Here is a 23,134-nt window from a genome sequence, read left to right as displayed (position 1 = left end):
CTCAGTGCCCCGCGGCGGCGTTGGCGGCGTTGCCTGCGTTGGCCGGCCGTGCGGCGGCCGCACCGGAGGCGGCGCCGGCCGCCGCCTCGCGCACCAGCGCGCCCGGGCGCAGGTTCTGCGTGCCTTCGACGACGACACGGGCGCCGGGCTTCACGCCTTCCACCACGGCCGCGGCGGCGGTGGTGGTGGTCACCTGCACCGGCACGCGCGCGACCTTGCTGTCGGGCTGCACCACATAGACAAAGCGGCCTTCGGGGCCGGTCACCACCGCCTGCGGCGGCACCGACAGCGCGCCTTTTAGCGTCTGCACCACGGCGCTGACGTTGGCGTAGGTGCCCGGCCACAGCCGCTGCTCTTCGTTGCCGAACTGGGCCTTGACGCGAATGGTGCCGTACTGCGGATCGACCGTGTTGTCCACGAAGGTGATCTTGCCGGTCACCGGGGTCTTGCTGCCGTCGTTGGGCTGGGCGGTGACTTGTACCGGGCCGGCCTGCAGCGCCTCGCGCAGTGCCGCCAGCTGGCGCTCGGGCAGGCTGAAGGTCACTGCGATCGGCTGCACCTGCGCAATGGTGACCATTGGCACGGCGCCGCCGGGCAGCACCAGCGAGCCCGGGAAGGCATTGATCACGCCGGTGCGGCCGCTGATGGTGGCGCGGATCGAGCCATAGCTGATCGCCACGCGGCTGGCCTCGATGGCGGCCTGGTCGGCGCGCACGGTGGCTTCGGCGCCATCGACCTTGGCCTGCGCCGTATCGACTGCGCTCCTGGAAATGAAATTGCGCTCGAGCAGTTCCTTGCTGCGCGCCAGCGTGCGGCGGGCGTCCGCCAGGTCGGCCCGGTCTTTCAGCAGCTGCGCCTCGGCCTTGGCCAGGTTGGCCTCGTCCATGCGCGTGTCCAGCGAGAACAGCAGGTCGCCCGGCTTGACCGTCTGGCCTTCCTTGATATGGACCGTGCGCACCGTGCTGGAGACCTGCGGCCGCACCTCGACGGTGGACAACGCGGTGACGTTGCCATTGGCCGTGACCTGCAGCGGCACGTCACCCTGCTGCACCAGCGCTGTGGTCACCACCACCGCGGCGGGCGGCTTCGGCGCCGGCTTGGGCGCCAGCCAGGTACGCCAGGCAAACCAGCCCAGCCCGGCCAGCACCAGCACTGCCATGACCAATACCCACGGCGATACCCGGCCGCGCCCGGTCCCGGCGGCCGCACTCCAGTTGCTGTCGACAAACCCCTTGGGCTGGTCGATCCTGTCAGTTTTCATATTTGTGTGGACCCTCTGCACCGCGTCTTGCGCCACTCCCCGTGATCCGCGCCGGCTTGTTGTGATCGAATGTCGCCGACGCGTGTTGCGCAAAGACTCTACTAGTACCGCGCTTCGCCCGCCGGAGCCAGCGTCGCGTATTACAGTCCATTACTGAGGTGTAAGGGTCTCGTGACGGCAGGCGCTGGCACACGCGCTCCGGGCCACGGAAAAAGCCGGATGTGAATGAGGCGGGGCGCTTGTATTGTTAGACAAACATTATCAGAAAAGCTGCCGCCTGCTGTCACGGCGCCAGTGATTGACGCTGTCGACCGACAGCTCACGTGGTCCCGGCTGCACAATGACTGCATCGCCGGCGCGGACCTGGCCGGTCACCACCACGCTGAGGTAGACGCCCGAATAGCCGCTCTGCACCATGTCGCGCACCGCGTGGCGGTAGCCGAGCGCGGCATTGAACTTGTAGCAGGGCCGTCGCGGCGCTTCCACCCGCAGCAGCGCCGTCCCGGCGCGCACCAGGTCGCCGATCCACAGGTCGGACTCCAGCAGGCCTTCCATGCTCAGGTTCTCGCCCAGCGCGCCGAACGGCAGCGGCTGCGCCGATTCGGGCTGCCCGCAGGCGCGCCGGCGCGCATTCCACCAGGGGTAATGCTCGGACGGATAGGCGTAGACCGCCTTGTCCCGGCCGCCATGGACGGTCAGGTCGGCCTGCTCGTCGCCGGCCAGTCCCTGCGGGCGCACCTGCACCGATAGCGGGTGCAGCAGGGTGCTGACGGGATGCTTGCGGATGCCGGACAACACCACCGCCTCGGTGCCGGCGCCGGCCACGACCAGCGGGATCGCCTTGCCAAGGCTCACGGCCAGCACGCGTGCATCGCCTTGCCAGCGTCTGGAATCGCTCACATGCGCCCCCGCTTGGTGGTTGTGGAAAGGAATGTGGATAAGCTGCGGATATCCCTGAGGATAAGGGGGCGGATAAGGCTGTGGACAAGTGCTTGGTGCGGTGCCTCACAAGACGCCGTGAGCACGGCGAGGCAGGTACGTCCCCGGCGGGTATGATGCCCCGGGGACGCGGCTTCAGCTGGCGTTGGGCGCCTGCTGCGGGGCCGGCGGGCGCTGCCACTGGCAGCCCAGCGAGCGGGCGCGCTGGGACACCGCCAGCGCCGCCAGCATCAGCGCCGCGGCGCCCCAGTGCAGCGAATCGGCTCCGGCCAGGGTATAGATACCAGCGCCTGCCATCGCACCTGCCGCCTGCCCGAGGTAGATCGACGAAGAATTCAGCGAGATCGAGGCCGAGGCCCGCTCCGGGGCCAGCAGCACCAGCCGGGCCTGCTGCGCACTGTTGGTGGCAAACCCGCCCAGCCCCCACATCATGAACAGCAGCACCAGCGCCACGCTGCCCAGGCCCGCCAGCGGCCACAGCACCATGGCGGTCACGGAGGTCAGCAGGGCCACCTGCACGATCCGGCTCGGGGTGACCTTGTCCATGCGCGACGCGGCCAGTGCATTGCCGAACACGCCGCAGGCGCCATAGGCCAGGAACATCAGGCTGAGCGCGCCGCCGCTGATGCCGTAAACATCGCGCATCAGCGGCGCGACATAGGTAAACATGGTGAACATGCCGGCCGACGACACCATGGTGGTCAGCACCACCAGCATGACCGGCTTGTGGCGCAGCACCGCAGCCCAGGCCTCGCGCCCCACCGGCGCCACGTACAGCCCGCGTGGCAGCGCCCGCCACACCGCGGCCGACACCAGCAGCGCCAGCCCGCCCACCAGGCCCATGCTGACGCGCCAGCCCAGCGTGGTCGAGATCCACGTGCCCAGCGGCACGCCCACCACGCTGGCGACGCTCCAGCCCAGGAAGACGAAGCTGATGGCACGGCCGCGCGTCTGCGCATTGACCAGCAGCGGCAGCGTCGCCGCGGTCTGCGGCGTGTAGATGGCGGCGCCGATCGCCGTCAGGAAGCGGATGACCATCAGCGCCGCGAAGCTGGGCGCAAAGGCGGCCGCCAGGTGCATCACCGCATAGACCAGCAGCGACCCCGCCAGCAGCAGCCGGCGGTCGATGCGCGAGCCCAGCGTGGCGAACAGCGGCGCGCCGACGCAGGTGGCCAGCGCGAACACCGAAATCAGCTGCCCGGCACTGGCCGCGCCCAGCCCGAAGTCCCCGGCAATGTCGTTCAACATGCCAGTCACGATCATCGCGCCGGTGCCGATGACGAAATTGCCGACGCAGAGCGTCACGAGCCTGGGATCCATGCCGGCCTTGGGAAGTGGGGGTGCGCGCGGGCGCCTGTTATTGTCGGGGCTGCCGCCAGGGCCATTGCGGCCGGCGGTTAGGGAAGTCCCTGAGTGTAGCGGGATTGGGAGATTCGCGTTGACAAGGCAAGCAGCCGTGGCCGCAGCCCGCGTCATGGGACCCAGGCTCCCCTTTCCGTCGGGCGGGAGAGGAGAGCCGACCGTGCGCCTCAGCGCGACAGCGCCGGCGTCAACGCCTTGGGATTAACGATGCAGTCGTGATTGCCGCCCAGCACATCCAGGATGTTCTGGAACGCCGTGCGGAAGTACAGCTCATAGCTGTCGCGCTCGACATAGCCCAGGTGCGGCGTGCAGATGCAGTTTTCCATCCGCAGCAGCGCGTGCCCCTGCAGGATCGGCTCGGATTCGAACACGTCGACCGCCGCCATGCCCGGGCGGCCGCGGTTGAGCGCGGTGACCAGGGCATTCTCTTCCAGCAGCTCGGCGCGGCTGGTATTGACGAACAGCGCGGTGGGCTTCATCCGCGTCAGGTCGGTCAGCTTGACGATGCCGCGGGTGTCGTCGTTCAGCCGCAGGTGCAGCGACAAAACGTCGCTGTCGGCAAAGAACTGGTCCTTGGAGGAGGCCACGTCCAGCCCGTCGGCGCGTGCCGCCTCCAGCGAGGCCTCGCGGCCCCACACCATCACCCGCATGCCGAAGGCCTTGCCAAAGCCGGCCAGCAGGCGGCCGATCTTGCCGTAGCCCCAGATGCCCAGCGTCTGGCCGCGCAGCACCTGGCCCAGCCCGAAGTTGGGCGGCATGGTGGTCGATTTCAGCCCCGATTGCTGCCACGCGCCGTGCTTGAGGCTGGCCACGTACTGCGGAATGCGCCGCTGCGCGGCCATGATCAGCGCCCATGTCAGCTCGGCCGGCGCCACCGGCGAGCCGACGCCTTCCAGCACCGCCACGCCACGGTCCGTGGCGGCATCCAGGTCGATATGGCTGCCCGGACCGGCGCCGACCTTGCCGGTCTGGCTGATCAGCTTCAGTTTGGGTAGTTTTTCCAGCAGTTGCCGGGTAATGCGGGTGCGTTCGCGGATCAGCACCACGGCTTCCACGTCCGACAGGCGCGCCGCCAGCTGGCCCACGCCCTTGACGGTGTTGTTGAACACCTTGACGTCGTGTCCCTCCAGCAGGCTGAAGCACGGCAGCTTGCGCACGGCGTCCTGGTAATCGTCGAGTACGGCAATCTTCATCGGCAACTCTGGTTTGTCTTCCGGCGCTTGTGCCGGTTGGTGCGCGCGGCAACCGAGCCGCGCGCCGCCCAACAGTATTGTGGATAACCCAGCGTCGGCGCCAGCATGTCGGGCCGCCGCGAGGTGGAACATCTCTTGCGGAACAACGGTGTCAATTGTTGCGCAGCAAAAAACAGGGGGGTGCGCCAGTGGTATCCTTGCCCGCTCCGGTGCCGCCGCGGATTGTCGGTCGAGCTTTGCTCCCGACATGCGAACGCCACTGGACAAAGCCCGCCCGGCGCGCGCAGCTACCCCTGCGCGGGCGAAGCGCAACTTTAGCGCAGCCGCAGGGACCGCCGCGACCTTTTGCACAACACGGGCCGCCGCGGAGTTGTAACGGGATGTGACGATCGGGACATGGCGACCCCCATGCCGCGATCCAGCGATTCCGTCCACCGCGCGAGCAGCGCATCAACCGCCCGCCGGCCAGGCTTTGCAAGGTTTCCCTTCCCTTCTTCCCTTTACAAACCTGGAGTTGCAGTATGAACCACCCCACGATGCAAGGCACGGCGCCAGTGAATGCCCCGGCCTGGGTCAAGCACCCCAAGCTGGTGGCCTGGGTCGCCGGCATCGCCGCGCTGACCAAGCCTGACAATATCTACTGGTGCGACGGTTCGCAGGAAGAATACGACCGCCTGTGCGAGCAGATGGTCGCCGCCGGCACCATGAAGCGGCTGAACCCGGCCAAGCGCAAGAATTCCTTCCTGGCGCTGTCGGATCCGTCGGACGTGGCACGCGTTGAAGACCGGACCTTTATCTGCTCGGAACGGCAGGAAGATGCCGGTCCCACCAACAACTGGACCGCACCGGCCGAGATGCGCCAGACGCTGAATGGCTTGTTCGAAGGCTGCATGCGCGGCCGCACGCTGTACGTGGTGCCATTCTCGATGGGTCCGCTGGGCTCGCCGATCGCGCATATCGGCGTGGAACTGTCCGATTCGCCATACGTGGCGGTCAATATGCGCATCATGACGCGCATGGGCCGCGCTGTGTATGACGTGCTGGGCACCGACGGCGAGTTCGTGCCGTGCGTGCACACCGTCGGCAAGCCGCTCGCCGCCGGCGAGAAGGACGTGCCGTGGCCGTGCAACCCGACCAAGTACATTGTCCATTTCCCGGAAACGCGTGAAATCTGGTCGTTCGGCTCGGGCTACGGCGGCAATGCGCTGCTGGGCAAGAAGTGCTTCGCGCTCCGCATTGCCTCGACCATGGGCCGCGATGAAGGCTGGCTGGCCGAGCACATGCTGATCCTGGGCGTGACCTCGCCGGAAGGCAAGAAATACCACGTCGCCGCGGCATTCCCGTCGGCCTGCGGCAAGACCAACTTCGCGATGCTGATTCCGCCCAAGGGTTTCGAGGGCTGGAAGGTCACCACCATCGGCGACGACATCGCCTGGATCAAGCCGGGCAAGGATGGCCGCCTGTACGCGATCAACCCGGAAGCCGGCTACTTCGGCGTGGCGCCGGGCACCAGCGAGAAGACCAATTACAACGCGATGGCGACGCTGAAGGAGAACGTCATCTTCACCAACGTGGCGCTGACCGACGACGGCGACGTGTGGTGGGAAGGCATGACCAAGGAAGCGCCGGCGCATTTGGTCGACTGGCAGGGCAAGGACTGGACGCCGGAGCTCGCCAAGGCCACCGGCGCCAAGGCGGCACACCCGAATGCGCGCTTCACGGCCCCGGCATCGCAGTGTCCGTCGATCGACGAGAACTGGGACAACCCGGCGGGCGTACCCATTGATGCGTTCATCTTCGGCGGCCGCCGTTCGACCACGGTGCCGCTGGTGACCGAGGCGCGCAACTGGACCGAAGGCGTCTATATGGCTGCCACCATGGGCTCGGAAACCACCGCCGCGGCCGCCGGCCAGCAAGGGGTGGTACGCCGCGACCCGTTCGCCATGCTGCCGTTCTGCGGCTACAACATGAGCGACTACTTCGGCCACTGGCTGGAACTGGGCAAGAAGCTCGAAGCCTCGGGCGCCAGGCCGCCCAAGATCTATTGCGTGAACTGGTTCCGCAAGGATGCCGATGGCAATTTCGTGTGGCCTGGCTTTGGCGAGAACATGCGCGTTCTCTCGTGGATGATCGACCGCGTGGAAGGCAAGGGGCAGGGCGCCGAGCACGTGTTTGGCACGACGCCGCGGTATGAGGACCTGAACTGGAATGGGGTTGAGTTTTCGCCGGCGCAATTCGCGCAGGTGACCTCGATTGATCGCGATGCCTGGCAGAAGGAGCTGGTGTTGCATGATGAGTTGTTCACGCAGTTGAAGCATCATTTGCCGCAGGCGCTGGCGGAAACGCGGGCGGCTTTGGGTAAGCGGATTGAGGGTTGATTTTTTGTTTTTATCGCTGTGGCGGTATTAGCTAATAGTTAGCTCTAATTCTCTATTTCCTTTGATTTGAAACGCTCGCCTTCGAATTGGGCGAGCGTTTTTTTATTTGTCTTTTGGAATATTGGTTTTGCTGCGGCATAGCCGCAAGGCACCAAACCCAAAAACCTATCCGCCTTTTATCCTCCCTCAACCTCCCCCACCACCTCGACCGCATATTTCACCAACCCCGCCCGCCCCTCAATCCCAAGCTTCCGCTTGAGATTAAGCCGATGCGTCTCCACCGTCCGCACCGACACCCCCAGCTGCGCAGCAATTTCCTTATTCGCCATCCCCCGCCCAATACACCCAAGAATATCCCGCTCACGCCGCGTCAACGCATCAAGCGGTCCCGGGTTCTGTTCCGCCATGCCCCGAGCAATCCGCGCGCTATAAAACACCCGCCCAGCCAGCACCGCCTGTATCGCAGCGATCAACTCATCCGCCGGCGCATCCTTCAAGACATAACCCCGCGCCCCAGCCCGAACCGCCTGCCGCACATATTCCAGGTTGTCGTGCATCGACACGATCAACACCGCCAGTTCCGGATAGCGGTCATGCAACGCCGCCGCCAGCGCAATTCCTCCCATGCCGCGCATGCCGATATCGGTGATCACAAGATCCGGCATGTCAGCCTCGCCGGCATGCCCCAGCCAGGCCAGCGCCGCCTCGCCATCGTCGGCTTCCCCAACGACCCGCAAACCCGGCTGCAACGCCAGATGCATGCGCATGCCGTCGCGCACCAGCGCGTGGTCGTCGATCAGCAAGACACGCGCCGGCGCCTCGGCATGGATGGGCTCAAACGAAATATTCATGACTGCGAAGGTCCATCGGAAACAGGATCATGCGAAACGGCGGCAACGCGGGGCGCCGCCTTGGTCAGAGGCAAGGCAGCCACCAGCTCCGTACCGCCAATGCCGGAAACAATGCCAAACTGCCCACACAGCGCAGCGATGCGCTCGCCCAGATTGCGCAGTCCGATGCCGCGCTGCGGATCGACCTGCATGCGCGCCACGTCGAAGCCGCTGCCATCGTCGCGCACGGTCAGCCTGGTGGCGTCAGCATCAAATGCCAGCAACACGCTGACGTGCCGGGCATTCGCATGGCGCTCCACGTTGGTCAGCGCCTCCTGAGCAATGCGGAATAGCGCAGTGGCCTGCTCGTCCGGCAACTCGCGCGGGGTGCCTGATTGAATCACCGAGATCTGCAGCCCGCTGCCGCCTTGCATCTCGCGCGCCAGGTGCTGGAGCGCGGCAAAGAGTCCGAGGTCATCCAGCAACGCCGGCCGCAAATTGCGCGCCACCCGCCGCACTTCGTTGAAAACCGTGTCAAGCCGGTTCAGCGCCATGCCCAGCACCGGCGCCACCGCGGCGCCTTCTGCCGGGGCCAGCCGCAGCCGGTTGGTGGCGGTCTCCAGCACCAGCTTGACCGAAACCAGCAGCTGGCTGATGCCGTCGTGGAGCTCACGCGACAGCCGCGCGCGTTCCTCTTCCTGCGACTGCACCACGCGCTGTGCCAGCTGGCGCAGCTTGGCGTCGGCCTCCCGGTGCTCGCTGACATTGAGCGCAAGGCCGCTGGCCGCCACCAGCAGGATGCTCACCGCGGCAATCACGCCGATCCAGGCCATAGTCTCGCGGATGTCCGTCTCGGCGCGCGCATCGAGTTGGCGCAGCGTGCGCTCGACGTCATCGAGGTAGATGCCGGTACCGAGCATCCAGCCCCACTCCGGCACCGCCACGACGTAGCCAAGCTTGGGCGCAAGTTGTTGCGACGATGGCTTCTTCCACTGGTAGCGCACGGCGCCGCCTCCCGCCTTGGCGGCGGAGATCAGTTTCTGGATAGGTAGCGTGCCCTCGGCGTCGCGCATGGTCCACAAGTCCTTGCCGACCAGTTCCGGCTGGCGCGGGTGCATCAGGTTGCGGCCCTGCAGGTCGTACAAGAAGAAGTAGCCGTCAGGGCCATAGTCGAGGCGGGCCAGTGCCTCCATTGCCGCCTGCCGCGTGGCCAGGTCGGCGCGGCCGGACCGCACCATCGGAGCGATCGCGCTCTGTGCCAGTTCTACGTAGTGGCGCAGCTCCATTTCCTTGCTTTGCAGGTACGCGGCTTCGACCAGCGCACGCTCGTGCTGCGCCAGTTGCGTCGCCTGGTAGCGCACGGCAAGCGCGATACCCAGCATGGCCACCGCCAAGGGCGCCACCGCGAGTAACAGGATCTTCTGACGGAGTTTCATACAAGACCGGGAGGACCGGGGGTAAACACCGATGCCGCGCGGGCGGCATGCCACCGTCGATTTGCGTAGTACTACGCATAAGTGCTGCGTAGTTACGCGCTTGTGCGGGGTTTGGCGGGTGTCAATACTACACGCCGGACACGCAAGCCGCCCCAACAAGGCGCGCGCGTCCACGCAGCTGGTGCACCGGCCTACCCGGATGGTGCACCGCCTGCCTGCAAGACGAGATCCGGAAACGACACGAACCGGGCGAGCAGCAGCCAGATCCCAGGAGACACCTTCACCGCCGGATTGCCCCAGCTGCCCGCCCAGGCGCGCCCGCCGCCACCCACCCGTTGCCAGTTACCAGTCCTTCGCCGCCGCAGGCTTTCCAAATCCCGGTCTGAGGAGACCTTCACTATGAATCGCATCGGAGAACACCTGGTGTGGCTGGCCGTCGCCGTGCTCGGCGCGTTTGCCTTCGGCACCGTCGCGCTGGCGCGCGGCGAGGCCGTCAGCGCGCTGTGGATCGTGGTCGCCGCGCTCTGCATCTACCTGATCGCCTACCGCTACTACAGCCGCTTTATTGCCGACAAGGTGATGCAGCTCGACCCGAAACGCATGACACCGGCCTGGCGTCACAACGACGGCCTGGACTACGTGCCGACCAACAAGGCGGTGCTGTTTGGCCACCACTTCGCCGCGATCGCCGGCGCCGGCCCGCTTGTCGGCCCGGTGCTGGCCGCCCAGATGGGCTACATGCCGGGCATGCTGTGGCTGCTGGCCGGCGTGGTGTTCGCCGGCGCGGTGCAAGACTTCATGGTGCTGTTCATCTCCACGCGCCGCGACGGCCGCTCGCTGGGCGACCTGGTCAAGTCCGAAATGGGCACGGTGCCGGGCATGATCGCGCTGTTCGGCTGCTTCATGATCATGATCATCATCCTGGCGGTGCTGGCCCTGATCGTGGTGAAGGCGCTGGCGGACTCGCCGTGGGGCACCTTTACCGTGGCGGTGACCATTCCCATCGCCATCTTCATGGGCATCTACACCCGCTACATCCGGCCGGGCCGCATCGGCGAGGTATCGGTGATCGGCTTCGTGCTGCTGATGCTGGCCATCATCGGCGGCCAGTACGTGCATGAGAGCGCCACGCTGGCCCCGCTGTTCACCTACGACGGCAAGGCGCTGACCTGGATGCTGATCATCTACGGCTTTATCGCCGCCGTGCTGCCGGTGTGGCTGCTGCTGGCCCCGCGCGACTACCTGTCGACCTTCCTGAAGATCGGCACCATCATCGCACTGGCAGTGGGCATCCTGATCGTGGCGCCGGAGCTGAAGATGCCGGCATTCACGCAGTTCGCCCAGGGCGGCGGGCCGGTGTGGTCGGGCAACCTGTTCCCGTTCCTGTTCATCACCATCGCCTGCGGCGCGGTATCGGGCTTCCATGCGCTGATCTCGTCGGGCACCACGCCCAAGCTGCTGGAGAACGAATCACACGCGCGCTTCATCGGCTATGGCGCGATGCTGGCCGAGTCCTTCGTCGCCATCATGGCGCTGGTGGCCGCCGCGGTGATCGAGCCGGGCGTGTACTTCGCCATGAACAGCCCGGCCGCCGTGATCGGCACAACGCCGGAAGCGGTGGCGCAGGCCGTGTCGACCTGGGGCTTTGTCATCACGCCTGACGTGCTGGTGCAGACCGCCAAGGACGTCGGCGAGAACACCATCATCTCGCGCGCCGGCGGCGCGCCGACGCTGGCCGTAGGCATCGCACACATCCTGCACCAGGTGGTGGGCGGCCAGGCCATGATGGCGTTCTGGTACCACTTCGCCATCCTGTTCGAGGCGCTCTTCATCCTGACCGCCGTCGACGCGGGCACCCGCGCCGGCCGCTTCATGCTGCAGGACCTGCTGGGCAGCTTCGTGCCGTCGATGAAGCGCACCGACTCGCTGCCGGCCAACCTGATCGCCACCGCGCTGACCGTGGCGGCCTGGGGCTACTTCCTGTACCAGGGCGTGGTCGATCCGCTTGGCGGCATCAACACGCTGTGGCCGCTGTTCGGCATCTCCAACCAGATGCTGGCCGCGGTGGCGCTGGTGCTGGGCACCTGCGTGCTGGTCAAGATGAAGCGCGGCCAGTACGCCTGGGTCACGCTGGTGCCGACCGTCTGGCTGCTGATCTGCACACTGACCGCTGGCTGGCAGAAGCTATTCCACGCCGACCCGAAGGTCAGCTTCCTGACCCACGCCGCCAAGTTCAGCGCCGCCATTGCGGAAGGCAAGGTGCTGGCCCCGGCCAAGTCGATGGAGCAGATGCACCGCATCGTCTTCAACGATTACCTCGACGCCGGCCTGTGCGCGCTGTTCATGGTGGTGGTGCTGTCGATCGTGTTCTACGGCTTCAAGACCGCAATGCAGGCCCGCGCGGTGAACCGCCCGACCGACAAGGAAACGCCGTTCGAGCCGCTGCCGGGAACGGCCTCGGCCCAGTCCTGATACTCGACAAGGAGCCCGCCATGCTGGAACAACTGGGTACGATGGGGCGTTATCTCGGTCAGTCGCTGCGCTTGATGGTCGGATTGCCCGACTACCAGACTTATGTGGCGCACATGGAGAGCACGCACCCGGACCGAGCGCCGATGAGCTACGAAGAGTTCTTCCGCGAGCGCCAGGAAGCGCGGTACGGCGGCGGGCAGGGCAAGTGTTGCTGAGCACGCAGTGACAATGCATCCGGGCGCTGCTCCGGGTGCAGACAAAGAAGATAGGCGATCACATGGTCGCCTGTCTTTTTATTAGGTGTTGTATTTTTACCGCGTTTTTATTGCGCGGTTACGCCGTTTCTGTAGCGGGTTACAGGCCTTTACAGGTGGTTACAGCAAGGGTGGGGCTCCTTCTCTACACTTGCGACACATCATGGCAATTCAAAGGACAAAACAGATGACTCGCCATCCCGTTCGCAATCTGACCATTGCCCTCGCCCTGGCGGCCAGCGCGCTGCCGGCCTTCGCGGGCGACATGAACAACGCCCTGGGCGGCGCGCTCGGCGGCGTCGCCGGTGCCGCAGTGGGCGGTGCGCTCGGTGGCAGCACCGGCGCAGTGATCGGTGGTGCGGTGGGTGGCGGCGCAGGCGGCGCCGTGACGTCCAACCGCCGCGAGCGCACGGGTGCCATCATCGGCGGCGCGCTGGGCGGTGGCGCAGGTACCGCGGCCGGCAACGCCATGGGCGGCCGTACCGGCGGCCTGATCGGCGCGGGCCTGGGCGGCGGTGCCGGTGCAGCGCTGGGCGGCAATATTTCGCGCAGCAACTCGTATGACGATGACCGTCGTTATTACAAGAGCCATTACAAGCGCAAGAAGCACAAGCATCACCACCATCACTACGATGACTGATCGTCCGTGGTGGAGCAGAAACGGGCCGTAAGGGCCCGTTTTTCATTTGTGCCGTCTGGCATAATCGATCGCCATACGGCCCTCGACCGGCCGCGTACCGAAACAAAGAAGCCCGCAGCCGGGCGTGCCGGTTGCGGGCTTCTTCTCCAATAAAGTGGGAGAGGCATTTGACCCTCCCAAAGCCGGTTGGAGACCAGGCAGAAACAGAAGGGGCCGCTCTGGGGAGGAGCGGCCCCGGATCGCGCTTGCAGGAGCCTTGTTGCGGTAGCGGCCCCGGAGGGACGAGCCGCTTACAGCGGCGCGCGATCGGTACCGGTCTCGTACTTGGCGCCGTCGGCAAACGCGTCGAACTTGCCAGCGCGGGCGCCATCGGCGAAGGCGTCGAGCTTGCCAGCCTTCGCCCCATCGGTGAACGGGTTGAACTTGCCGTTCTTGGCCCCGTCCGTGTAGACGTCGAACTTGGCCACCTTGGCGCCATCGGCGAAGACGTCGAACTTGCCGGCCTTGGCAAAGGCAGGCGCGGCAGACAGGGCGGCGGCGATGGTGGCGACAGCGACGAGGGCGGAGCGGTTTTTCATGATTCAGGCCTTCTGTATAGCTTGGATGCCTCAGCCGGCACTTCGGCGAAAATGGATTGTTGCATTGCGGCATCCGATGGCTAGATATTAGGCATTTCCCTCATATCAATAAATACCAGGATCCACAATGATTAGTTCTGATTCCAACAATAAAACGGCTTGATCACGTAAGGATTCAGCGCAAAATCGGGAGACTATGTCATGGATCGCCTGCAATCGATGCGTGTGTTTTCCAAGGTGGTGGAACTGGGAAGCTTCGCGCGTGCAGCGCAACAGCTGGAAATGTCCAACGCCGTGGTCACCCGCTACGTCGCCGACCTGGAAAGCCACCTGGGCACCCGGCTCCTGAACCGCACCACCCGCAGCCTGTCGCTGACCGACGCCGGCGAAACCTACCTGCAGCGCTGCCAGCAGATCCTCGAGGATGTGGAAGAGGCCGAAAGCGTGGTCGCCGCGCGCAGCCAGTCGCTGTCAGGCACGCTGCGGCTGGTGACGCCGGTGATGTTCGGCCTGCACCTGCTGCCCGAACTGCTGTCGCGCTTCCAGCAGCTTTATCCGGATGTGGTGTTCGACGTGCTGCTGTCAGACCGCAATGTCGACATCGTCGAGGAAGGCCGCGACGTGGCCGTGATGCTGTCAGACCTGGGCCTCGGCTCGCACCTGGTGGCGCGACCGCTGATATCGGCAGAGGTGGTCCTGTGCGCGTCGCCCGGCTACGTGGCCGCACATGCACCGCTGCGCCATGCGCACGAGCTCAGCCACCACCGCTGCATCGCGATGCGGCTGCCCAACGCCGAACACGAGTGGACGCTGCTTGGCCCCGAGGGCGAGGTGACGGTGCCGATCCGCCCGGGCCTGCTGTGCAGTAACGCCGAGCTGGCGCACCAGGCTGCGCTGGCCAATATGGGCGTGGCCATGCTGTCTTCCTACCTGGCTCGGCCGAATATCGAATCAGGCAAGCTGGTCCACGTGCTGCCGCAATACCAGTTGCCGCGGCGCGACGTCAGCGTGGTCTACCCGAGCCGGAAATTCCTGCCGACCAAGGTCCGTGCGTTTATCGACTTCCTGCTGGAAGAAGGGCAGGTGAAGGGGAAGGTGGTGGGGGCCGAACCACGGCACGCGGCGCATAGCGTCAGCACGTAAGGCCCACAGCGGCCGGATTGCAAAAGGGGCCCTTGCGGGCCCCTTTGCCTTTACGGTGTCACTCGCCGGCTTCGACAGCGGTCTTGCGCGCCGCGCTCTTGGCGGGCACCTTTTTGGCCGCGGTCTTGGTGGCGGCCTTCTTCGCCGCCGTTTTTGTCGACGTTTTTGCGGCCGCCGTCTTCGTGGCCGCGGACTTGGCAGACGCCTTGCCGGCCGGTGCCGCCGCAGGCTCGGCATCGACCTCCTTAGCCTCGCCACGCGAAGCCGTCTTGGCCGCGGTCTTGGCGCCCGGCTTGGGCTCGCGCGCCTCGAACTCGAAGCCGATCTTGCCGTCCGGCTGCTTGACCAGGAAGGCCTTGAAGTTGCGGCCGGTGCGCGACGACTTGAAGCCGGTCAGCAGGTCGGTCTTGCCGTCATTGAGCAGCTTGCCGATCTGCTCGCGGCTGATCTCCTGCTGCAGGATGATCTTGCCGGTGGTGAAGTCGCAGCTCTTGGGGCTGGCCACGCTGTTTTCGCAGACATACTTCATGCCGTGCTCGAACACCGCGCCGCCGCACTTGGGGCAGGTGCCGACCGGCTCCTGGCCGCTGAAGTCGACGGGCTCGCCGTCGCCCTCGTCATCGTTCTGGCCGAAGTCGAATTCCATCTTGAAATGGCCTTCGTCGTCCTTGCCCAGCTTGAGGATGGCGGCAAACGGGCGGCCCATCTTGCTGCGGAAGCCCTGCAGCGGACCGATTTCCTTCTTCAGCAGCAGTTCCTCGACTTCTTCGATCTCGAACTGGCGCCCGCCCGGGATCTTGCTGATCGAGAATTCGCACGCGGTGCAGGCGAAGCGGCGATAGTTCTCCTTGACCTGTCCGCCGCACTGCGGGCATGGCGTGTCCAGCGTGGCGTAGTCGCCCGGGATGGTGTCGCTGTCGTATTCCTTGGCGCGCTTGACGATCTGCTGCGTCATCTGCGCGATCTCGAGCATGAACTCGTCGCGCTTCAGGCGCCCGCGCTCGATCTGCGAGAGCTTGTGCTCCCACTCGCCGGTCAGTTCGGCCTGCGTCAGTTCCTGTACCCCCAGGCCGCGCAGCAGCGTCATCAGCTGGAACGCCTTGGCGGTCGGGATCAGTTCGCGGCCTTCGCGCACCAGGTACTTTTCGGTCAGCAGGCCTTCGATGATGGCCGCGCGCGTGGCCGGGGTACCCAGGCCCTTGCCGGCCATGGCTTCGCGCAGCGCGTCGTCGTCCACCAGCTTGCCGGCGCCTTCCATGGCGGACAGCAGCGTGGCTTCGTTGTAGCGCGCGGGCGGCTTGGTGGTCAGGCCGACGCTCTCGACCTTGTCGGTCTTGACCTTCTCGTCCTTGGCCACCGGCACCAGGTTGGCGGCGTCCTTGTCGCCTTGCGCCTCGCGGCCATAGATCACCAGCCAGCCCGGGTTGACCAGCACCTTGCCTTCGGTCTTGAAGTGGTGGCCGGCAACTTCCGTGATGCGGGTCGTGACCTGGAACTCGGCGGCCGGGAAGAACACCGCCAGGAAGCGGCGCACCACCAGGTCATACAGCTTCTGCTCCGGCTCCGACAGGTTCTTGGGTGCCTGCAGCGTCGGGATGATGGCGAAGTGGTCGCTGATCTTGCTGTTGTCGAAGATCTTCTTGTTCGGCTTCACCCAGCCTTGCGACAGGATCTTCTTGGCGTGCGGCAGGTAGTTGGGCGAACTGTCGGCCAGCATGTCCATGGTCTGTTTGACCGTGTCCATGTAGTCCTCCGGCAGGGCGCGCGCGTCGGTACGCGGGTAGGTCAGGACCTTGTGCTTCTCATACAGCGCCTGCGCCAGGCCCAGCGTGTTCTTGGCCGAGAAGCCGAAGCGCGAGTTGGCCTCGCGCTGCAGCGTGGTCAGGTCGAACAGTGCCGGCGACTGCTGCGTCGACGGTTTGGATTCCTCGGTGACGGTGCCCGGCTTGTCGCGGCAGGCGGCAACGATGCTCTTGGCCTCGGCCTCGCTCCATAGGCGTGACTCGCGCGCCTCGGGGTCGAACTCGCTCTTCTTGAACTTGGGGTCGAACCAGCGGCCTTCGTACAGGCCCGCGGCCGCGATGAACTCGGCGCGCACTTCCCAGTAGTCGCGCGGGACGAAGTGCTTGATCTTCTCTTCGCGCTCGACCACGATCGACAGCGTCGGCGTCTGCACGCGGCCCACGGTGGTCAGGAAAAAACCGCCGCCTTTGCTGTTGAAGGCGGTCATCGCGCGCGTACCGTTGATGCCGACCAGCCAGTCGGCCTCGGAGCGGCAGCGCGCGGCGTCGGCCAGCGGCAGCATGTCCTCGTCCTCGCGCAGGCTGGCGAAGCCGTCGCGGATGGCCTGCGGCGTCATCGACTGCAGCCACAGGCGGCGGATCGGCTGTTTGGCCTTGGCCTGCTGCGCGATCAGGCGGAAGATCAGTTCACCCTCGCGCCCCGCGTCGCAGGCGTTGATCAGCCCGGTCACGTCCTTGCGCTTGATCAGGCGGTTCAGCACCTTCAGGCGCGACTCGGTCTTGGCGATCGGGCGCAGGTCAAAATGTGGCGGGATCACCGGCAGGTTGGCGAAGCTCCATTTGCCGCGCTTGACCTCGTATTCGTCCGGGGCGGCAATCTCGACCAGGTGGCCGACTGCCGAAGACAGCACGTAGTCGTTGCTCTCGAAATACTCGTCGTGCTTGGTAAACCCCCCGAGGGCACGGGCGATATCCGCCGCGACCGACGGCTTTTCCGCGATGATGAGGGCTTTTGACATGGGAAAGGGTCCTTGCGAGCCGCTTCCGGCAACCCGCTATTGCACTGCAAACGTAGTAATCAGAACGCCGGGAGGCTATGAGGCGCCAATAATAAGCGCGGTTTCGACGGCGGTGCAAGCAAGCTCGGTTGCCGTCGTGGGCACCGCCTAGGCGGCGTCACGGCCCCCGACAAGTAACCAGTCCAGCACCTGCGGCATATCTTCGGTGCTTGCCGGCATCGCGCCACCGCGCGTCAGCATGCGTTCCAGCACCTCGACATGCGGCAGCAGCGTGCCATAGAACTGCGGCGCGCCGCCCGACGCCGGCTGTACCAGCAGCGTCGGGAAGTTCTCGATGTCGATATCGCCGAGCGCGTCGGCATGGGTCTCGATATCGATCCAGACGAAACAGTCCTGCGGATGGCGCCCGGCCAGTGCCTCAAGCGCCTTCAGGTAATCCCGGCAGGTGCCGCACCACTGCGCGCACAGGCATGCCACCAGGCGGCCCTGCGGCCGCGCGGCCAGGCATTCGGCAATGGCGGCGGCGTCACGCTCGGGAAAGTAAACGGTCATGGCATCGGATTCGTGAGGCGCCCGCGGCATGCGGACGCCGGCGATTGTATCGGTATCGGGGCTGCGCCCCTCTTGCCGCGCCTGGTTCAGCCCAGGCGCCGGAACAGGTTTCCCGGTAGACGTTCGGCGACGCCGGCCAGTTCCAGCTCGAGCAGACGCGGCGCGACTGTCTCCGGGGGCTGGCCGCTGCGCTCGCACAGCACATCCAGCGTAACCGGATCGTAGCCGAGTGCCGGCAACAGGGTATCAGCCGGTTCTGAAAGTTGGGTCTTCCCGGTGGCATCGTGGTCCGGGGCCGTGGTGGCCCGCGGTGGGACGGGAGCACCAAGTTCGTCGAGCACGTCCTGTACCGATTCCACCAGCTTCGCCCCCTGGCCGATCAGCAGGTGGCAGCCGCGCGACAGCGGCGCGTGGATCGAACCCGGGATCGCGAACACCTCGCGCCCGAGGTCCGCTGCCAGCCGCGCCGTGATCAGCGAGCCCGAGCGTGCCGCCGCCTCTACCACCAGCACGCCGCGTGCAAGCGCTGCGATGATGCGGTTGCGCCGCGGGAAATTGGCCGCCAGCCCGCGCATGCCGAGGGGGAACTCGGTGACGATGGCGCCGCGCTGCGCCACCTCGCGAGCCAATGAGAGATTCTGCGCAGGATAGACGCGGTCGGCCCCGGTGCCGGTGACCGCCACGGTGCCGCCGCAGCCGCGCAGGCCGCCCGCATGGGCGGCCGCGTCGATGCCGAGCGCCAGGCCCGACACCACCGTCAGACCCGACTCCGACAAGCCTTGCCCGAACGTCAGCGCGTCGCGCGTACCCTGCGCAGTGGCCGAGCGAGCGCCGACGATGGCCACGGCGGGGCGGGCGAGCATGGCGGGATCGCCCTGGATATATAGCAGCGGCGGCGGATCGGCCAGGTCGAACAGGCGCCGGGGATAGGCGTCGTCGGCAAGCGTGACGAGGTGGTTGCCGGGCGTGTCGAGCCAGCGCAGCGTTTGTCCGGCCAGCGCCGACACCGCGGCGCCGGGCGCGGCCAGCACGGCGCGCGCCAGCCTGGCCGGCACCACCGCCGACAGCGCCGCCACGCCTTGCGCCAGCACCTGCTGCGGCAGCCCGAATGCCGCCAGCAGGCGTCGCACCGCCACAGGGCCGACCCCGGGTGCGTTGGCCAGCCGCAGCCATGCGAGCACGTCCGCAGGCTCGCGCGTGGTGTCCTGCCGGGTCTCGCCGGCCAGGGGCAATGCCTTCACGCCATCCCCCAGGGCCGGTTCAGCGCGGCGAGGTGGCGCGGTCGCCGACCGCGATCACGTTGGAGGCGTCGGTCACCAGCGCGTACGACACGCCGGGGAACACGCGGAAGACAAAGGCGAGCCCGTAACGCTCGTCGGGCAGGCGGATGCTGCGGTTCTGGTCGGTCCGGTCGTTCACGGTCTCGCCGGCGCGCGACAGCGCCAGCACTTGTCCGGGCTCGAGCCCGGCCTTGCTGCCGACGTTGAGCACCACCACCTGCTTGGCACCGCCGAATTCGACGCCACCATAGACCTTGGCAACGCGGCCATCGACCTCGGCATCGGGCGCGTGCGGCACGTAGCGCACCGCTTCGCGCGCCGGCTGCGGCATCAGCAGCGTGCCCACGCCCATCTCCTGCTGGGCCTGCGTGACCTGCAGCGTAGACACCGCATCGGGACCCTGCGCGCCGCGCGCCAGGCGGACATTGCCTTCGTACTCGGCCTCATAGCCCAGCTCGGCGTTGGTGACCGGATCGCGCACCGGCGTGACCGGCCGATAGGCCTGCCAGTCGCTGCCGGCCGGCGCATCGGCGGCAATGCCGCGCGCGTAGGCGCTATCGTCGCGGCCCAGGTACACCCGTGATTCGGGCACCGCGACGATCCGCGCGGACGTTGCCAGCGTGCCTTCATCGACCACCAGCGGGCGGATCAGGAACGGTTCGATATCGCTGGCGGAAATGCTGAGGATGGCGGCGCCGTCCGCGTCGCCACCGCGCATGCGAGGCGACAGCTGCACTGTTCCGTTTCCGGCGGGGGTGGTCGACAGCCAGGCGCGGCCGTCGCGCTGGATCAGGTACAGGATCTGGCCGGGGTAGATCAGGTGCGGGTTGCGGATCTGCTGCTGGTTCATGCCCCACAGCTCGGGCCAGCGCCACGGCTGGCGCAGGTATCGCCCCGAAATGCCCCACAGCGTATCGCCATTGCGCACGGTGTACTGCGAGGGCGCGTTGGGGGCGAGATCGGCAATCGGGATACCCTGGCGGGCAGTCCTCTGGGCCTCGGCCTGCTGCGCCGCCGTCACCGTCAGGTCGGCGGCCCGGACAGGCAGGCTCGCCGCAGCAGTGATGCCGGCAGCACTCAGCAATGTGAGGATGAACGCGTGCAGCCTGCGGCCCGACGCCGCCTGGTGTTCTTTGGTAAGATCGCGCATTTTCCTGAACCGGCCGGTGGTTCGGCCGGATTGACCCTGGAGAGCGTGCCTGCTTCGGCGCGCCTTGATTTTTTGTACTGGCGCCCCGATTCTGCATGTAAAGTCCCGACGCCGCAACGCGGCAGGGCCGCTCGCTCAAGCGGGCGTTGCGCCCTAGCATCATGGCAAAACTCGACATCCTGACCTACCCCGATCCCCGTCTGCACACCGTCGCGAAACCCGTCGCGGCCGTGGACGACCGCATCCGCCAGCTGGTGAAGGACATGGCCGAGACCATGTACGAAGCACCGGGCATCGGCCTGGCCGCGACGCAGGTGAACGTCCATGAGCAGGTGGTGGTGATCGACGTTTCCGAAACGCGCGACCAGCTCCAGGTCTTCATCAATCCGGAAGTCGTCTGGGCCAGCGACAACCGCAAGGTGTGGGAAGAGGGCTGCCTGTCGGTGCCCGAGATCTATGACCGCGTCGAGCGCCCCGACCGCGTGCGCGTGCGCGCGCTCAACGAGAAGGGCGAGACCTTCGAGCTGGACGCCGACGACCTGATGGCCGTATGTATCCAGCACGAGATCGACCATCTGCGCGGCAAGGTCTTCGTCGAGTACCTGTCGCCGCTGAAGCTGAACCGCATCAAGAGCAAGCTGCAGAAGCGCGAACGCACACGCATGTAAGCCGCGCGGCCTCCGCGCGAAGATGTAACAGCACAGCGAAATCCGCCGCCTGCGCTCGACACGCGCACGGGGTCTGATATCTTTATGACTTCCGAAGAACAAACGTACCGGCCGCGATAGCGGCCGGTTGCGCTTTCAGCCCGCGCTTTCAGCCAGTATTCACCTCGGAACCTGCCATGTCCCAAGCCCAACCCCTGCGTGTCGCCTTTGCCGGCACGCCCGAGTTCGCGCGCGTCGCGCTTGAAGCCATCCACGCCGCCGGCTTTCCCGTGGTGGCCGTGCTGACGCAGCCGGACCGGCCCGCGGGCCGCGGCATGCAATTGCAGGCAAGCCCGGTCAAGCAGTACGCGGTGGCCAACGGGCTCGGCCCGGTGCTCCAGCCCCGTTCGCTGCGCCGGCAGGGCAAGTATCCGGAAGAGGCCGCAGCGGCCGTGGACACGTTGGCCGAGCTCGCCCCCGACGTGATGGTGGTCGCCGCCTATGGCCTGATCCTGCCCGCCGAGGTGCTGGAGCTGCCGCACCTGGGCTGCCTCAATATCCACGGCTCGCTGCTGCCGCGCTGGCGCGGCGCGGCGCCGATCCACCGCGCCATCGAGGCCGGCGATGCCGAGACCGGCATCACGCTGATGCAGATGGACGAAGGCCTGGACACCGGCGACATGCTCACCCGCGAAGCCGTGCCGATCGGTGCCGACGACACCACCGGCACGCTGCACGACAAGCTGGCCGCGCTGGGCGCGCGCATGACCGTCGCCGCGCTGCAGGAACTGGCCGCGGGCCGCGCGCTGGCGGCGACGAAGCAGCCCGAGGCCGGCGTCACCTATGCCGAGAAGATCGCCAAGGACGAGGCGCCGCTGGACCTGCGCCGCCCGGCCACGGCGCTGGCCAGCCAGGTGCGCGCCTTCAACCCGTTCCCCGGCGCCACCGTGCAGGTCGGCGATACCGTCATCAAGTGCTGGCAGGCGCTGCCGCTGGCCGCGGCCAGCAGCCTGCCGCATCCGCCCGGCACGGTGCTGGCGGCCGATGCCGGCGGCATCATCATCGCCTGCGGCGACGGCAGCGCCCTGCAGGTTACCGAACTGCAGAAACCGGGCGGGCGGCGCCAGCCGGCGCAGCAGTTTCTGCAGGCCATGCCGCTGCCGCCGGGCACGCGCTGCGCGGTGCCCGGCAATGGCGCGGCGCAGGCATAATCGCTCTAATCAGCGCGGCAACCGCTTCGTGTGCGTCATGCGCCATGGTGCGGCGGCTAGGTAGCATCGTCCGCAAACAGTTGAATTTTCTGGTGTTGGCCACTATCTAACGGTCATCGCGCCGGCATGTTTTGCAAAGTCTTGCAGCGGCCGGCGCGGTCCACTACATGGAGATCACCGCAATGTTCAACTGGGTCAAGACCTTCATGCTGATGGCGGCCATCACGGCGCTGTTCATCGTCATCGGCGGCATGATCGGCGGACGCAGCGGCATGATGATGGCGCTGCTGCTCGCGCTCGGCATGAATTTCTTTTCCTACTGGTTCTCGGACAAGATGGTCCTGCGCATGTACAACGCGCAGGAAGTCGACGCCAGTACCGCGCCGCAGTTCTACGGCATGGTGCAGGAGCTGGCGCAGCGCGCCAACCTGCCGATGCCGCGCGTCTACCTGATCAATGAAGACGCGCCGAACGCATTCGCCACCGGCCGCAACCCGGAACACGCCGCGGTGGCGGCGACCACCGGCATCCTGCGCGTGCTGTCCGAGCGCGAGCTGCGCGGCGTGATGGCGCATGAGCTGGCGCACGTGCGCCATCGGGACATCCTGACCTCGACCATCGCCGCGACCATGGCCGGTGCCATTTCCGCGCTGGCCAACATGGCGATGTTCTTCGGCGGCCGCGACGAGAACGGCAACCGCACCAATCCCATCGCCAGCATCGCGGTGGCGATCCTGGCGCCGCTGGCGGCCTCGCTGATCCAGATGGCGATCTCGCGCGCGCGCGAATTTGAAGCCGACCGCGGCGGCGCCGAGATCAGCGGCGACCCGCAGGCGCTGGCCAGCGCGCTGGACAAGATCCACCGCTATGCGCAGGGCATCCCGTTCCAGGCGGCCGAGGAGCACCCGGCCACGGCGCAGATGATGATCATGAACCCGCTTTCCGGCGGCGGCATTGCCAACCTGTTCTCGACCCACCCGGCGACCGAGGAACGCATCTCGCGCCTGATGCAGATGGCTCAGACCGGGACCTATCCCGCCTGACCGG

19 protein-coding genes are annotated in these 23,134 nt (G+C 66.6%); 8 read left to right on the top strand and 11 right to left on the bottom strand.

The window, feature by feature from the left end:
• Window position 1 precedes the first annotated feature (1 nt).
• From J8I82_RS18700 to J8I82_RS18685, 4 genes are all read right to left on the bottom strand, one after another.
• On the bottom strand, window positions 2-1,261 hold the full coding sequence (locus tag J8I82_RS18700) for an efflux RND transporter periplasmic adaptor subunit (RefSeq protein WP_209760127.1): 1,260 nt from the start codon (window positions 1,259-1,261) through the stop codon (window positions 2-4).
• Window positions 1,262-1,522: 261 nt separating this feature from the next.
• Window positions 1,523-2,161, bottom strand: a complete 639-nt coding sequence (locus J8I82_RS18695) for an MOSC domain-containing protein (protein ID WP_209760125.1) — start codon at window positions 2,159-2,161, stop codon at window positions 1,523-1,525.
• Between the two features lie 174 nt (window positions 2,162-2,335).
• A complete protein-coding gene (locus J8I82_RS18690) occupies window positions 2,336-3,520 on the bottom strand; it encodes an MFS transporter (RefSeq protein WP_209760123.1) in 1,185 nt (394 codons plus the stop codon).
• A gap of 209 nt (window positions 3,521-3,729) precedes the next feature.
• Window positions 3,730-4,755, bottom strand: coding sequence for a D-2-hydroxyacid dehydrogenase family protein (locus tag J8I82_RS18685; RefSeq protein WP_209760121.1), 1,026 nt, complete (start codon window positions 4,753-4,755; stop codon window positions 3,730-3,732).
• Between the two features lie 521 nt (window positions 4,756-5,276).
• On the opposite strand from J8I82_RS18685, the gene J8I82_RS18680 reads away from it, so the two are divergent.
• The gene (locus J8I82_RS18680; RefSeq protein ID WP_209760119.1) at window positions 5,277-7,133 is read left to right on the top strand and encodes a phosphoenolpyruvate carboxykinase (GTP); all 1,857 of its coding nucleotides are present in this window, start codon (window positions 5,277-5,279) and stop codon (window positions 7,131-7,133) included.
• 176 nt (window positions 7,134-7,309) lie between these two features.
• Here J8I82_RS18680 and J8I82_RS18675 read toward each other — a convergent pair whose 3' ends face one another.
• Together J8I82_RS18675 and J8I82_RS18670 are read right to left on the bottom strand one after the other, a co-directional pair.
• The gene (locus tag J8I82_RS18675) at window positions 7,310-7,984 is read right to left on the bottom strand and encodes a response regulator (RefSeq protein WP_209760117.1); all 675 of its coding nucleotides are present in this window, start codon (window positions 7,982-7,984) and stop codon (window positions 7,310-7,312) included.
• Window positions 7,981-9,399 (bottom strand): cache domain-containing protein, encoded by a 1,419-nt coding sequence (locus J8I82_RS18670; protein WP_209760115.1) that lies wholly within the window; start codon window positions 9,397-9,399, stop codon window positions 7,981-7,983. The genes J8I82_RS18675 and J8I82_RS18670 overlap by 4 nt, the downstream gene beginning before the upstream one ends.
• Window positions 9,400-9,798: 399 nt before the next feature.
• On the opposite strand from J8I82_RS18670, the gene J8I82_RS18665 reads away from it, so the two are divergent.
• The 3 genes from J8I82_RS18665 to J8I82_RS18655 all read left to right on the top strand — a co-directional run bounded on the left by J8I82_RS18665 (window position 9,799) and on the right by J8I82_RS18655 (window position 12,765).
• On the top strand, window positions 9,799-11,871 hold the full coding sequence (locus J8I82_RS18665; protein ID WP_209760113.1) for a carbon starvation CstA family protein: 2,073 nt from the start codon (window positions 9,799-9,801) through the stop codon (window positions 11,869-11,871).
• Between the two features lie 20 nt (window positions 11,872-11,891).
• Window positions 11,892-12,086: a YbdD/YjiX family protein gene (locus J8I82_RS18660; protein ID WP_012354346.1), complete on the top strand. Its 195-nt coding sequence runs from the start codon at window positions 11,892-11,894 to the stop codon at window positions 12,084-12,086.
• A gap of 226 nt (window positions 12,087-12,312) precedes the next feature.
• Complete coding sequence (locus J8I82_RS18655) at window positions 12,313-12,765, top strand: hypothetical protein (RefSeq protein WP_209760111.1); 453 nt, start codon at window positions 12,313-12,315, stop codon at window positions 12,763-12,765.
• Window positions 12,766-13,055: 290 nt separating this feature from the next.
• On the opposite strand, the gene J8I82_RS18650 is transcribed toward J8I82_RS18655, so the two are convergent.
• A complete protein-coding gene (locus J8I82_RS18650) occupies window positions 13,056-13,346 on the bottom strand; it encodes a hypothetical protein (protein ID WP_209760388.1) in 291 nt (96 codons plus the stop codon).
• A gap of 198 nt (window positions 13,347-13,544) precedes the next feature.
• Between J8I82_RS18650 and J8I82_RS18645 the strand changes: the two genes are divergently transcribed.
• A complete protein-coding gene (locus J8I82_RS18645; protein WP_209760109.1) occupies window positions 13,545-14,486 on the top strand; it encodes a LysR family transcriptional regulator in 942 nt (313 codons plus the stop codon).
• Window positions 14,487-14,544: 58 nt separating this feature from the next.
• On the opposite strand, the gene J8I82_RS18640 is transcribed toward J8I82_RS18645, so the two are convergent.
• The 4 genes from J8I82_RS18640 to J8I82_RS18625 form a co-directional block, all read right to left on the bottom strand.
• Window positions 14,545-17,247 carry a DNA topoisomerase III gene (locus tag J8I82_RS18640; RefSeq protein ID WP_209760107.1) on the bottom strand — a complete coding sequence of 901 codons (2,703 nt, stop codon included), beginning with the start codon at window positions 17,245-17,247 and terminating at the stop codon, window positions 14,545-14,547.
• 147 nt (window positions 17,248-17,394) lie between these two features.
• Entirely contained in the window at window positions 17,395-17,799 is a 405-nt protein-coding gene (locus J8I82_RS18635) for a thioredoxin family protein (RefSeq protein ID WP_209760105.1), read from the bottom strand.
• An 86-nt stretch (window positions 17,800-17,885) separates the two neighbouring features.
• On the bottom strand, window positions 17,886-19,040 hold the full coding sequence (gene dprA / locus J8I82_RS18630) for a DNA-processing protein DprA (protein ID WP_284183089.1): 1,155 nt from the start codon (window positions 19,038-19,040) through the stop codon (window positions 17,886-17,888).
• 19 nt (window positions 19,041-19,059) lie between these two features.
• The gene (locus tag J8I82_RS18625; protein WP_209760103.1) at window positions 19,060-20,229 is read right to left on the bottom strand and encodes a LysM peptidoglycan-binding domain-containing protein; all 1,170 of its coding nucleotides are present in this window, start codon (window positions 20,227-20,229) and stop codon (window positions 19,060-19,062) included.
• A 161-nt stretch (window positions 20,230-20,390) separates the two neighbouring features.
• On the opposite strand from J8I82_RS18625, the gene def reads away from it, so the two are divergent.
• The 3 genes from def (at window position 20,391) to htpX (ending at window position 23,130) form a co-directional block, all read left to right on the top strand.
• The gene (gene def / locus J8I82_RS18620) at window positions 20,391-20,897 is read left to right on the top strand and encodes a peptide deformylase (protein ID WP_209760101.1); all 507 of its coding nucleotides are present in this window, start codon (window positions 20,391-20,393) and stop codon (window positions 20,895-20,897) included.
• Window positions 20,898-21,073: 176 nt separating this feature from the next.
• A complete protein-coding gene (gene fmt, locus J8I82_RS18615) occupies window positions 21,074-22,087 on the top strand; it encodes a methionyl-tRNA formyltransferase (RefSeq protein ID WP_209760099.1) in 1,014 nt (337 codons plus the stop codon).
• Window positions 22,088-22,269: 182 nt separating this feature from the next.
• Window positions 22,270-23,130 carry a zinc metalloprotease HtpX gene (htpX, locus tag J8I82_RS18610; RefSeq protein ID WP_209760384.1) on the top strand — a complete coding sequence of 287 codons (861 nt, stop codon included), beginning with the start codon at window positions 22,270-22,272 and terminating at the stop codon, window positions 23,128-23,130.
• Window positions 23,131-23,134: the final 4 nt, after the last annotated feature.

The organism is Cupriavidus consociatus (assembly GCF_017814975.1).
Taxonomy (GTDB): domain Bacteria; phylum Pseudomonadota; class Gammaproteobacteria; order Burkholderiales; family Burkholderiaceae; genus Cupriavidus; species Cupriavidus consociatus.
The sequence above is the reverse complement of the archived record's forward strand: the minus strand, read 5'-3'. Positions and strand labels throughout refer to the sequence as shown.